The sequence below is a fragment of the Streptomyces liliiviolaceus genome (genome assembly GCF_018070025.1).
Classification (GTDB): Bacteria; Actinomycetota; Actinomycetes; order Streptomycetales; family Streptomycetaceae; genus Streptomyces; species Streptomyces liliiviolaceus.
The window spans coordinates 4,985,807-4,997,989 of record NZ_JAGPYQ010000001.1 but is presented as its reverse complement, the minus strand read 5'-3'; the positions used below and the strand labels follow the sequence as shown (position 1 = coordinate 4,997,989).

At 70.9% G+C, this 12,183-nt stretch carries 10 protein-coding genes; 8 read left to right on the top strand and 2 right to left on the bottom strand.

Annotated elements, in window-relative coordinates; all coding sequences use genetic code 11:
* Positions 1 to 53 precede the first annotated feature (53 nt).
* The 8 genes from J8N05_RS21875 to J8N05_RS21840 all read left to right on the top strand — a co-directional run bounded on the left by J8N05_RS21875 (position 54) and on the right by J8N05_RS21840 (position 10,595).
* The gene (locus J8N05_RS21875; RefSeq protein ID WP_210885119.1) at positions 54 to 791 is read left to right on the top strand and encodes an SDR family NAD(P)-dependent oxidoreductase; all 738 of its coding nucleotides are present in this window, start codon (positions 54 to 56) and stop codon (positions 789 to 791) included.
* Between the two features lie 55 nt (positions 792 to 846).
* Complete coding sequence (locus J8N05_RS21870; RefSeq protein ID WP_247706394.1) at positions 847 to 1,845, top strand: UDP-glucuronic acid decarboxylase family protein; 999 nt, start codon at positions 847 to 849, stop codon at positions 1,843 to 1,845.
* Positions 1,842 to 3,101 (top strand): pyridoxal phosphate-dependent aminotransferase, encoded by a 1,260-nt coding sequence (locus J8N05_RS21865; RefSeq protein WP_210885117.1) that lies wholly within the window; start codon positions 1,842 to 1,844, stop codon positions 3,099 to 3,101. Before J8N05_RS21870 ends, J8N05_RS21865 begins: the two co-directional genes overlap by 4 nt.
* On the top strand, positions 3,098 to 4,051 hold the full coding sequence (gene rarD / locus J8N05_RS21860; protein WP_247706393.1) for an EamA family transporter RarD: 954 nt from the start codon (positions 3,098 to 3,100) through the stop codon (positions 4,049 to 4,051). Before J8N05_RS21865 ends, rarD begins: the two co-directional genes overlap by 4 nt.
* Positions 4,052 to 4,164: 113 nt before the next feature.
* On the top strand, positions 4,165 to 5,481 hold the full coding sequence (locus J8N05_RS21855) for a UDP-glucose dehydrogenase family protein (RefSeq protein WP_247706392.1): 1,317 nt from the start codon (positions 4,165 to 4,167) through the stop codon (positions 5,479 to 5,481).
* A 176-nt stretch (positions 5,482 to 5,657) separates the two neighbouring features.
* Entirely contained in the window at positions 5,658 to 6,170 is a 513-nt protein-coding gene (locus J8N05_RS21850; RefSeq protein ID WP_247706391.1) for a hypothetical protein, read from the top strand.
* A 294-nt stretch (positions 6,171 to 6,464) separates the two neighbouring features.
* Positions 6,465 to 6,881, top strand: a complete 417-nt coding sequence (locus tag J8N05_RS21845) for a hypothetical protein (protein WP_210885115.1) — start codon at positions 6,465 to 6,467, stop codon at positions 6,879 to 6,881.
* Between the two features lie 6 nt (positions 6,882 to 6,887).
* Positions 6,888 to 10,595: a WD40 repeat domain-containing protein gene (locus tag J8N05_RS21840; RefSeq protein ID WP_210885114.1), complete on the top strand. Its 3,708-nt coding sequence runs from the start codon at positions 6,888 to 6,890 to the stop codon at positions 10,593 to 10,595.
* Between the two features lie 137 nt (positions 10,596 to 10,732).
* Here J8N05_RS21840 and ku read toward each other — a convergent pair whose 3' ends face one another.
* Both ku and J8N05_RS21830 read right to left on the bottom strand, forming a co-directional pair.
* On the bottom strand, positions 10,733 to 11,674 hold the full coding sequence (ku, locus tag J8N05_RS21835) for a non-homologous end joining protein Ku (protein ID WP_210885112.1): 942 nt from the start codon (positions 11,672 to 11,674) through the stop codon (positions 10,733 to 10,735).
* 109 nt (positions 11,675 to 11,783) lie between these two features.
* Positions 11,784 to 11,996, bottom strand: a complete 213-nt coding sequence (locus J8N05_RS21830) for a hypothetical protein (RefSeq protein WP_210885110.1) — start codon at positions 11,994 to 11,996, stop codon at positions 11,784 to 11,786.
* Positions 11,997 to 12,183 lie beyond the last annotated feature (187 nt).

The window sequence follows — 12,183 nt, the reverse complement described above, 5'->3', positions numbered from 1 at the left end:
GAGTTCCGGCGAAGAGCGTGGGCCGTGACATCCGGCCTGGAAGGGAGGCACACATGTCCGGGAAGAACATCGTGATCACGGGTGCCGGTAGCGGCATCGGGGCCGAGACGGCACGGCGGCTGGCCCCGGGAAACCGGCTCGTCCTGCACTACCACTCGGCGAAGGAGGGCGCGCTGGCCCTGCGGGAGGAGCTGGCGCCGGTCTGCGCCGGCGTCGAGGTGGTCGAGGGCAACCTGACCACGGACACGGGCTGCGAGGCGCTGTCCGAGGAGATAGGCAGGCGCATGGACGCGCTGGACGTCCTGGTCAACAACGCGGGCGGCATGATCGAGCGCCAGTCCGTCGGGGACCTGACGTGGGATCACCTGGCCGCGACGTTCGCGCTGAACACCTTCTCCGCGATGCGGCTGACCAGCCTGTGCACCGGGCTCCTGCGCCGGGGCGGCAACGACCCCTGCGTCGTGAACGTCACCTCGATCGCGATGCGCCACGGGGCGCCGACCGCCACGGCGTACGGCGCGTCCAAGGCCGCCATGGACTCCTTCACCCGCGGCGCCGCGGCCGAACTCGCGCCCGGCATCCGGGTCAACGCGGTGGCACCCGGCATCATCGACACCCGCTTCCACGAGCGCGTGACGTCCGCGGACAAGATGCGGCAGTTCGTCGAGAGCACCCCGCTGAAGCGCGCGGGAGGGGTGGCGGACGTCGCCCGCACCATCGAATACCTGGTCGGCGCCACCTTCGTCACGGGGGAGACGGTCGACTGCAACGGCGGCCTCACGATGCGGTAGCCGACGTCGTGGCCGTCCCCCGCCTCCTCACGGTTCCATGGAAGGTCTTACCCCTATGCGTACACGCGTTCTTGTCACGGGTGGTGCCGGGTTCATCGGATCACACCTGTGCGAGCGGCTGATCGACGATGGCCACGAGGTCATCTGCCTGGACAACCTCTTCACCGGGCGGCGCAGCAACATGGCGAAGCTGCTCGGAAATCCCCACTTCGAGTTCGAGCGGCACGACGTGGCCGAGCCCTTCCACGCCGAGGTCGACCAGATCTACCACTTAGCCTGCCCGGCCTCCCCGGTCCACTACCAGCGCAACCCCGTGCGCACCGTCCGCACCTGTGTACAGGGCACGCTGAACGCCCTCGAACTGGCCCGTGAGACCGGCGCCCGGCTGTTCATCGCCTCCACCTCCGAGGTGTACGGCGACCCCGAGGTCCACCCACAGCAGGAGGACTACTGGGGGCACGTCAACCCCATCGGGATCAGGGCCTGTTACGACGAGGGCAAGCGCTGCGCGGAGGCGCTCGCGGTGAGCTTCGCGCGGCAGTACGGAGTGGAGGTCAGGCTCGGCCGGATCTTCAACACCTACGGTCCACGGATGCACGAGAACGACGGCAGGGTGGTGTCGAACTTCGCGGTGCAGGCGCTGCGCGAGGAGCCCCTGACCATCTACGGCGACGGCAGCCAGACCCGGTCCTTCTGCTACGTCGACGACCTCGTCGAGGCCGTCGTGCGCCTGATGGCGACCGAGACCGACTTCCGGCCGGTGAACCTGGGCAACCCGCGGGAGACGACCGTCGAGCAGATCGCCCGGGAGATCAAACGGCTCGCCGGCTCGCGGTCCGAGCTGGTCTTCCGGCCGCTGCCCGAGGACGACCCCACCCGCCGCCGCCCCGACATCTCCCGAGCCGAAACCCTGTTGGGCTGGGAGCCGAAGGTCGACCTGGAGGACGGGCTGCGCCGGACGATCGCCGACTTCGCCGCCAGGACGACCATGACGACCCTCACGAGCGGGCAGCGGCCCGAGTCCGTTCCGGTGCGGCAGGAGGCCTGCCGATGAGAGGGAGGACGGACACCGGGCCGGCCTCCTTCCCGGCAGCGAAACGCCTGCGCGGCCTGGCCCAGTCCGACATACGGCGCATGAGCCGGGAGAGCGACCGGCTCGGGGCCATCAACCTGGGACAGGGGATCTGCGACCTGCCGACCCCCACGGTCGTGGCCGAGGCGGCCAAAGCGGCGATAGACGCCGACGAGAGCATCTACACCTACCCCGAGGGGCACCTCGCGCTGCGCCGGGCCATCGCCGAGAAGGCGGAGCGGTACAACGGCCTGACGGTCGCACCCGAGGGGGAGGTCGTGGTCACCGTCGGCGCCACCGGCGCGTACACCGCGGCGGTCAACGCGTTGCTCGACCCCGGCGACGGCATCCTCATCATGGAGCCGTACTACGGCTACCACGTCAACGCGGCGGTCGTCGCCGGCCTCGAACCGCACTTCCTCACCCTCGCCGCACCGGAGTTCACCCTCACCGAGGAGGCGCTGCGGGCGGCGGTGCGGCCCACCACCCGGGCCATCGTGGTGTGCACGCCGTCCAACCCCAGCGGCAAGATGTTCAGCCGCACCGAGCTGGAAGCGGTCGCGCGCGTCGCACACGACCGGGACCTGCTCGTCATCAGCGACGAGATCTACGAGTACATCCGCTACGACGACTGCCCGCACCTCTCGCCGGCCACGGTGGGCGGCCTGTGGCCCCGCTCGGTCACCATCACTGGCCTGTCGAAGACGTTCAGCATCACCGGCTGGCGCCTCGGCTACGCCCTCGCGCCCGAGCCGCTGGCCAGGGCGATCGCCCTCGTCAACGACCTGTACTACGTCTGCGCGCCCAATCCGCTGCAGCACGGCGTCCTCGCCGGCTTCGCCCTGCCGTCCGGCTACTTCGACGAGATGCGGTGGGACTACCAGCGCAAACGCGACCGGTTGTGCGACGCGCTGGCCGCGGCCGGCATGTCGCCCATCGTCCCGAAGGGGGCGTACTACGTCCTGGCCGACGTCTCCCAGTGGGGCTTCGGCACCTCCCGGGGCGCGGCGATGGCGTTGCTGGAGCACGGCGGTGTGGCCTCGGTCCCCGGCAGCGCCTTCTACCAAGGGGCGACCGGCGAGAACCTGCTGCGGTTCTGCTTCGCCAAGGACGACGCGGTCGTGGAGGAGGCCTGCCGGCGGATACGGCGCTTCCGGCCCCGCGGCGACCTCGTGGAGAGCGATCTAGTGGAGGGCGATCTCGTGGAGGCGGACAGAAGCCAGCTGGGGGGACGGTGAACGACGCACGCCGAGGAGGCCTGTACGGGGTCGCCGCCTACGTGCTGTGGGGCCTGTTCCCGCTGTACTTCCGGCTCCTGGAAAGCTCCAGCACCCTGGAGATCCTCCTGCAGCGGCTCCTGTGGACGCTGCCGGTCTGCCTGCTGGTGGTCGCGGCCACCGGCGCCGCGGGCCGGCTGCGCGCGCTGCTGCGCCGGGGGCGGCGCGTGTCCGCGCTCGCGGGGGCGGCCGCCGTGCTCGCGGTGAACTCGGGCTGCTACGTGTACGCCGTCAACACCGACCGCGTCATCGAGGCGTCGCTGGGTTACTTCATCAACCCCCTGGTGACCGTGGCACTGGCCGTGCTCGTACGACGAGAACAATTGCGCCCTCTCCAGTGGGCGGCGGTGTCCACGGGCGCCCTGTCCGTGCTGGTCGTCACCGTCGACTACGGCCGGCCGCCCTGGATCGCGCTGATCCTCGCGGTCTCGTTCGGGCTCTACGGACTGATCAAGAAGCAGGTCGGCGGGGACGTCGACGCGCTCGCCGGGCTCACCACCGAGGCCCTCACCCTCGCCCCCCTGGCCGCGGTCGGACTGGCCTTCTACACGGCCACCGGCCACGGGACCTTCACCCAGGACGCCCCCTGGCACGCCATGCTCCTCGCCGCGGGCGGTGTGACGGTCGTCGCCCCGCTCCTGCTGTTCGCGGCGGCCGCCCGGCGGCTGCCGCTGGCCACGATCGGGCTTCTCCAGTACCTGACACCGGTGCTGCAACTGCTCATCGGCGTCGTGCTGTTCCACGAGGAGATGCCGGCCTCGCGGTGGAGCGGCTTCGTCCTGATCTGGATCGCGCTGGCCCTGCTGAGCACCGACGCGCTGCGCGAGCAGGACCGGCAGAGCGCGCGGCGCGCGAGGAGCGCGCCCGCCGCGCAGCCCGTCCCGGTGGAACTGCGCACCCCTGAAGAGTGAACGACACGCCGGCGAACCGACGACACATGGAGTCCTCCGTGCAGAGCAAGACCAACCCTGCCACTGCCGCGCGCCCCTTACCCCTTGCGACATCCCCTGACCTCCGTCTCTCCGTGATCGGCACCGGATACCTGGGAGCCACCCACGCGGTCTGCATGGCCGCGCTCGGATTCGAGACGCTGGGCCTGGACACGGACGCCGAGAAGATCGCGGCCCTCTCGGCCGGCCGGCTCCCGTTCTACGAACCCGGACTCGAAGACCTCCTGCGCGACCAACTCGCCACCGGACGACTGCGGTTCACCACGTCCTACGAAGAGGCCGCGGCCTTCGCCGACGTCCACTTCCTGTGCGTCGGCACCCCGCAGCGGACCGACGGGCCCGGCGCCGACCTGCGGTACGTGGACGGCGCGGTGGAGGCGCTCGGCCCACACCTGACCCGCCCCTGCCTGCTGGTCGGCAAGTCCACCGTCCCGGTCGGCACGGCCGCCCGCCTGGGGGCACGGCTCGCACAGCTGGCACCGGCGGGGCGGGACGCGGAAGTGGCGTGGAACCCGGAGTTCCTGCGCGAGGGATTCGCGGTGCAGGACACTCTGCGACCCGACCGGCTGGTCTTCGGTGTCGCGTCGGACCGGGCGGAACGGCTGCTGCGCCAGGTCTACGCACCACTGCTCGCACCGGCGCACGAGGAGGAGCCGGTACCGTCGGTGGTCGCCGACCTGGCGACCGCGGAGCTGGTGAAGGTCGCGGCGAACTCCTTCCTCGCCATGAAGATCTCCTTCATCAACGCCATGGCCGAGGTCTGCGAGGCGGCGGGGGCCGACGTCCTGCCGCTGGCGCGGGCGCTCTCCCACGACCCCAGGATCGGCGGCCGCTTCCTGCGCCCGGGGATCGGCTTCGGCGGAGGCTGTCTGCCCAAGGACATCCGCGCCTTCACCGCCAGGGCCGAAGAGCTGGGCGTCGGCCGGGCCGTGGAGTTCCTGCACCAGGCCGACGAGGTCAACCTGCGACGGCGCACCGCGGTGGTCGACCTGGCACGGGAGCTGAGCGGCGGCGACCTGTGTGGGCGCCGGGTCACGGTCCTGGGGGCTGCCTTCAAGCCCGGCTCCGACGACGTACGGGACTCACCGGCGCTCGCGGTGGCCGACCTTATCGAACGGGAGGGCGCCGAGGTGGTCGTCTACGACCCCATGGCGATGGACAACGCGCGCAAGGTGTTCCCGTCGCTGTCCTTCGCCGACTCCGTCACCAAGGCGGCCCTCGGGAGCGATGTCCTGCTGCACCTCACCGAGTGGCCGGAGTTCGAGCACATCGATCCCCGCGCCCTGGCTGCCACGGTGACCGGGCGACACATCATCGACGGCCGGAACACCCTGGACGCGTCCCGCTGGCGCGCGGCCGGATGGGAGTACCGGGCGCTCGGCAGGTCGTGACACTCACCGAGAGTTCGCGGCAGCTTTCAGTGACTCGCTGACACGGAGGTTGTGCATATGGGGGATGCCGCGCATGGCGCGGCTACGCACTTCACCACAACCGTGTCCTGCTCCTGTGAGTCCTACTGCTGAGCGCCGGCAGAAGTCGGCCACCCCGGGGGATCAGGACGCGAGTCATGCAGAAGTGCGCGATCATCCAGCACCTCACACGGCTCTTCTGGCCCCCGCGTGGTGCAGGACGGCAACCGGCCACGTTCGCCCGGCAACTGGTGGGGCTCTGGTTGTTCGCGCTTGCCTTCGGGGCCGGGCTCATCGCGATCGGCTGGGACGAGGAGTTCGGCCTGGCACTGCTGCTCCTCTTTTATGGCGACATCATCGACGGGGTGCGGTACCGCTGGACGGCCGCACTGGCCGCGCTGACAGTCCTGTCGGTTGCCAGTCGGCTCACAAGAGCCGTCCTGCCCGGCTCCCTCGACGGCGCCTGGGCGCAGAGCGTCGGCTCCGCTGTCGGTGTCACGCTCGGGCTGGCAGTGACCGCCGCGATCACACGGCTTCCGGCACGCCGACCACATCGGCCCGACGGGGGACACGGCTCCGGGTCCAGCGGTCAAGACTCTCCGCCAGAACTGCTGCGCAGGGCCGGTCGCTGGCGACGTACACGTAGTGATCCCACCCGACGTGCACGGTGAACGTGTCCTGCCGCTCCTGCCGGCACCAGTTCGCGGATCTCCAGCCGGTCGATGCCCGATTCCCGCGCGAAGGAGGCGATCGCCTCCAAGTACCGCTTCGAGCGGCCCGGCCGTCGCTCACCACCGTCAGCCGTCTCGGCCGGAGCGCGTACTCCTATCTCACCAAGCGTGGCATTCAAATTCCATTGATTTGATTGCACATTGCCCTTTTTATGTCAGTCTCTGTCGTTCGCTGTATGCGACCAAGTGGCAGCAGTACCTTGCCTGAACCTTGTTCGGGTAAGGGGGGCGAGCATGGAACCGGTGGTGTTGGCCGCAGGTACGGCCTTGGTGGCGGCGATGGCGAGCGACGCCTGGGAGGCGGCGCGGGGCGCACTGGTCGACCTCTGGCGGAAGGGGAAACCCGAGGAGGCCGAGGCCGTCGGCAACGAGCTGCAGCGGGCGCGGACCGTGGCGCTGGAGTCACGACGAACCGTCGACCCCGACGCGGAGCAAGCCCTTATCGGCTTCTGGCGGATGCGACTCGACCACCTCCTGCGCGAACGCCCGGACCTGGCCCGCGAGCTGCGCGGCGTCCTGGAGGACGACCTTGTCCCGACCCTCGGCGCGGGCGAGCGCGACCGGGCGACCACCCTGTTGGGCCGGGCCGAGGCCCACGACCACGCCCGTATCTACCAGGCGGGCAGGGACCAGCACATCCACGGGGGATGACGTCCGATGACAGAGGAACAGGATCAGGGGGAACCGCCCGCCGGCGAAGCCGAGGCGCGCCCCGTACACCTCCACGCGCAGGCGGCAGGCCAAGGACGCGTCTACCAGGCGGGGCGCGACCAGCACGTCCACTACGGGCAGGGGACGCGCACCCGGACGTACAGCGAGGGCAGTGAGGACGCCGAGTGCCCCTATCCGGGACTGGCGTCCTTCGGGCGCGACCAGGCGCGTTGGTTCCGCGGTCGGGAGGCGTTGACGAGCGCTCTCGTCGACACGGTCGACCGCAGGCTGCGTACCGGCGGCGTGCAGATCGTGATCGGTCCCTCAGGGGCGGGCAAGTCGTCACTGCTCCGTGCCGGGCTCCTCGCCCGGCTCGCGCGAGGGGCCCTGCCGGGTTCGGCACCGTGGCGGCAGATCCTGCTCACCCCGACGGCCACTCCGGCGGACACGCTCGACGCGGCGCTGGGCCCGGACCCAGGCGGCGACGTAATGACCGTCGACGCGGGCGGCGACGTACGGGCCGTCGTCGTGGTGGACCAGTTCGAGGAGCTGTTCACACTGTGTCCCGACAAGGCGGAGCGGCAGGTCTTCATCGACCGGCTCTCCCGGCTGGCCGCCGCAACCGACGGGCCGCCCTCCGCCCTGGTCGTGGTGGGGGTGCGTGCCGACTTCTACGCCGCCTGCCTGGAGTACCCGCAGCTCGCCGAGTCCGTCAACCACGCGTTGGTCGTCACGGCCATGACGGCCGATCAGCTGCGCGAGGCGATCGTCCACCCGGCGCAGGACGTCGGCCTGGAGATCGAGCCCGGCCTGGTCGAGATCCTCCTCCGCGACCTCGGGGCGGAGGGCGGCGGCCGGGCAGGGTATCTGGCGGGGCGGCTACCGCACCTCGCCTACGCCCTGCGGCGCAGCTGGCAGGTGCGGCACGGCTCGACCCTCACCGTCGAGGGCTACGAGAGCACCGGCGGCATCGAGTCGGCCATCGCCGACACGGCCGAGCGGATCTACCGAGGGCTCGACGAGCGCGGCCGGACCATCGCCCGGGCCCTGTTCCTGCGGTTGGTCAGGGTGGGCGAGAACACCCCGGACAGCTGTCGACGACTGGCCCTCGACGACCTTGTCGGCACCGGCCTCCCACAGCGGGCGGCGGACGCGGTGATCGACGCGTTCACCGGGGAGCGGCTGCTCGCCCGTGAGCAGGACGGGCACAGGGACGACGTCGAGATCACCCACGAGGCGCTCATCCGGGGCTGGCCGACGTTGCAGGTGTGGGTCGAGACGGACCGCGCCGAACTGCTCGTCCGCCAGCGCCTCGCCGAGGACGCCGCCACCTGGCGCGCCAGCGGCGAGGACACCGCCTACCTGTACATCGACAGCCGGCTCGCCGCGGCCACCGAGCTGGAGCGCGGCCCGAAGGGCGCGGAACTGACGTCCACCGAGCGCGGCTTCGTCACCGCGGCCACCCACCGTGCCCGGCGCCGCACCCGCGTGGTCCGCGCGGTCATCGCCACGCTGACGGCGCTCTTCCTGCTCGCCGCGGCCGCAGGCGTCGTCGCCGTCCTGCAGAACCAGCAGGTGACCCGCCAGCGCGACACAGCCATCTCCCGGCAGGCCGCCGACGCCTCGGACAAGGTCGCCGACTCCTCACTCGCGGCGCAGCTCAGTCTCGCGGCCTACCGGATCGCCCCGACACCCGAGGCGCGCGGCGCACTGCTGTCGGCGCTGTCCCGACCGGTGGGCGCCCGCATGATCGGGCACACCGGACCCGTCGAGCTGGTCGCCTTCCGACGTGACGGGCGGGTGCTCGCGAGCGCCGCCAGTGACTCGACGGCCCGCCTGTGGGACGTCAGCGACCCGGCCCGCCCGAAGACGCTCGGCGTCCTGAGGGGACACAAGGGCAGTTTGATCGGGGTGGCCTTCAGCCCGGACGGCCGCACCGTGGCGACGGCGTCGAACGACGCGACAGCCCGCCTGTGGGACGTCTCCGAACCCACCGCACCACGGACCGTGGCAGTGCTGAGGAAACACCGTGAGCGGGTGCGCTCGGTGGCGTTCGCCCCCGACGGCGCTCTCCTCGCCACCGCGTCGGACGACGGGACGACCGGCATCTGGGACCTCTCCGATCGCACCCGACCGCGCTTCCTCGCCAAGGTCACCGCGGACGCGGGCTTCCCCACGGTGAGGTTCGGTCCGGACAGCCGGACGATGGCCGTCTCCTCGCGTGCCGGCCGCGCCGAACTGTGGGACCTCCGCACACCGGAGCACCCCAGGAGGAAGGCTGTCCTGGACGGGCACTCCGGCTCGGTCACAAGCGTCGCCTTCTCCTCGGACGGACGGATCCTCGCCACGGCTTCGGTGGACACGACCGTCAGGCTGTGGGACGCGACCGCCGACGGGCACGCACGCCGCCTGGGGACGGTACGGGGGCACACGGCCCTCGTCTACGACGCGGCGTTCAGCCCGGACAACCGGACCCTGGCCACGGCGTCGGCCGACCAGACGGCAAGACTGTGGAACATCGCCGCCCCCCGGTCGCCGCGACCCCTGTCGGACCTGACCGGGTTCACCAACACCGTCACGGGCGTGGCTTTCAGGCCCGACGGACAGGTCCTCGCCACGTCGTCGGCCGACGGCACCGTCAGGGCGTGGAACGTCTCCTCACCGGCGCACGTCGCCGACCGGGCACTGCTCACGACCTCCTCACGCTATGTCAGTCGTGTCGCCTACTCGCCCGACGGGCAGTTGCTGGCTTCCACCGGGGACGACGGCACCGCCATGCTGTGGGACGCCTCCGATCCCGCCCGCGCCCTGTCGCTGGCCACGTTGAAGGGACATCGGGAGGAGGTCAGCGGCATCGCGTTCGCGCCGAACGGGCGGCGCCTCATCACCTCCTCCTCGGACTCCACCGCGGTGCTGTGGGACATCGCCGACCCGAGGCACCCCACCGTTCTCTCGCGCCTGCGCGGCCATGCCAACGCCGTCCAGTCCGTGACATTCGGCCCGGACGGCCGGCTGGCGGCCACCACCGGACGCGACGGATGGACGATCCTGTGGGACCTGTCGCAGCCACGCCACCCGCGCGAGGCGTCGCGCCTGGGGCCGCGCGACAACTGGATCAACGCCACGGCATTCACCCCGGACGGCCGGACGATCGCCGTCGGCTCGGGCACCGGAGCCGTCAGCATCTGGGACATCGCCGACACGACGAAGCCAGAACGTCTGGCAGTGCTGCGCGCGCACGACAACGCCCTGACCGACGCGAAATTCGATCCCACGGGCAAGCTGCTCGCGACCTCCTCCAACGACGGCACGACCCGTCTGTGGAACCTCGCCCGGCCCACCCGGCCGGACCCTGTCGCGACGCTGCGCGGTCACAGCAACACGGTCCACGGCATCGACTTCAGCCCCGACGGGGCAACGCTCGCGACCGCCTCCCTGGACTCCTCGGTACGGCTGTGGAACATCGCGGAACCGTCGGAACCCACACTCCGGGCGGTCATCAGCACAGGGACCGCTTACGCGTACGACGTCCGCTTCAGCCCGAAGGGCGACACCCTCGCCACCGCCGACGGATACGGCCACGTCATCCTGTCCGCCTTGGACCTCGCGAAAGCGGAGAACTACGTCTGCGCGCGGGCGGGCATGGCGATCACCCGGGCGGAATGGGCACAGTACGTCCCCGACCTTCCCTACGCGCCGCCCTGCGGCACTTGACAGGTGGTGTGGAAGGCCTTGCGGACTCCGTTTCGGTGACGACGCGATGGTGGCCGGGCCGGTGCAGCAGAGGGTTACCGCTTCCGCTTCCCCGGCCCGGCCCGGGTGGGCGCGGGCCCTGACCCTGACCCGGCACGTCATGCACTGCGTTTCGGCTTCGCAGCCGTCTTCTTGGCCGCCTTCTTCGCGGCGGTCTTCGTCGTGGTGGACTTCTTGGCGGCCGTCTTCTTCGCCGTCTTCTTGGCAGCGGTCTTCTTCTTCGGACGCAGTTCGTGGACGTCGGCGTCGCCCTCGCCGCGGGAGTCCCGGGCCTTCTTCACCGAGGCTTCCAGCGCGGCCATCAGGTCGACGACCTTCCCGTCCGGTGCTTCGGGCGCCGGTGCTTCGGGAGGGGCGTGGCCTTCGCGCTTGGCTTTGATGACTTCGGCGAGGGCGTCGGTGTAGTGGTCCTCGAACTCGCTGCCTGAGAGGTCGTCGCGGGTCATGTGGTCGATGAGGACCTGTGCGCCCTCGATCTCGTCGTCCGACACCTCCACGGCGCCGGGTGAGAGTTCCTTGGGGGAGCGGATCTCGTCGGGCCAGCGCATGGCGTGCAGCACGATCGCGTCATCGCGCACCCGCAGCAGCCCGAGGCGTTCGCGGCCGCTCCACGCGTATTTGGCGATGGCGACCTTGGCGCTGCGTTCCAGCGCCATCCGCAGCAGCTTGTACGGCTTGGCGGCGACCGGGCCGTCGGCCTGGAGGTAGTAGCCGTCGCCCACCTGCAGGGGGTCGATCGAGGCGGCGGGGACGAACGCGGCGATCTCGATGGCCTTCGCGGTGGGCAGCGGGATCTCCCGCAGCTCCTCGTCGGATATCGGGACGAGGGTGTCCTTGCTGATCTCGTACGCCTTGCCGATCTCGTCCTGGGAGACCTCGCGGTCCTCGATCTCACAGATCTTGCGGACGCGTACGCGGCTCATGTCTTCGAGGTGGTACTGGTGGAAGCGGATCGCGTGGTTCTCGGTCGCGGACACCACGTGGATGGGCACGGTCACCAGGCCGAACGAGATGGCACCTGACCAGACAGTTCGGGGCACGACGAACCTCCTGTACGGCCCCGAGGCCTTCAGCGTACGAGGAGCTTCCCGGACCGGCACGCGCACCGTGCACTCAGCCTCGGACCGGTCGCCGCGCCGGTCCCGCCCGTCAGCTCGCCCGGGTGCGGGTGCTGGTGAAACGGACGGCGGGACCCCAGTTCTCCCGTACGGGTGACAGGCACCACTGGCACAGGGGCAGTCCGCCGCTGCCGTACTTGTGGGTGCTGCGCTGGCAGCCGGAGCAGGGGCCGACGTAGCTGCTGGAGATGGTGAAGGTGGAGGGGTCCGGTTCGCTGACCGGGGGCGGGGGAGTGGCGGTCATCGGGGGTGTCCTGTTCCGGGTGAGGGGCGGGTGGATCACCGCGGACGCGGCGCGTGGGGCCGGAAGGGGCGGGGCCGATCAGCGCGCCGCGGCGGTGTGGGCCGGGGGCCGGGCGGGCGGATAAGTCGATGACTCCATCGACTCCATGGGTGCGGTCGGACCGGCGGTGAGCGCGGGCACGTACGCC

Excerpts from the sequence above, each read along its gene's own strand:
- J8N05_RS21875 (WP_210885119.1), top strand. The coding sequence starts at position 54 with ATGTCCGGGAAGAACATCGTGATCACGGGTGCCGGTAGCGGCATCGGG.
- J8N05_RS21870 (WP_247706394.1), top strand. The coding sequence starts at position 847 with ATGCGTACACGCGTTCTTGTCACGGGTGGTGCCGGGTTCATCGGATCA.
- J8N05_RS21865 (WP_210885117.1), top strand. The coding sequence starts at position 1,842 with ATGAGAGGGAGGACGGACACCGGGCCGGCCTCCTTCCCGGCAGCGAAA.
- J8N05_RS21850 (WP_247706391.1), top strand. The coding sequence starts at position 5,658 with ATGCAGAAGTGCGCGATCATCCAGCACCTCACACGGCTCTTCTGGCCC.
- J8N05_RS21845 (WP_210885115.1), top strand. The coding sequence starts at position 6,465 with ATGGAACCGGTGGTGTTGGCCGCAGGTACGGCCTTGGTGGCGGCGATG.
- J8N05_RS21840 (WP_210885114.1), top strand. The coding sequence starts at position 6,888 with ATGACAGAGGAACAGGATCAGGGGGAACCGCCCGCCGGCGAAGCCGAG.
- J8N05_RS21830 (WP_210885110.1), bottom strand. The coding sequence starts at position 11,996 with ATGACCGCCACTCCCCCGCCCCCGGTCAGCGAACCGGACCCCTCCACC.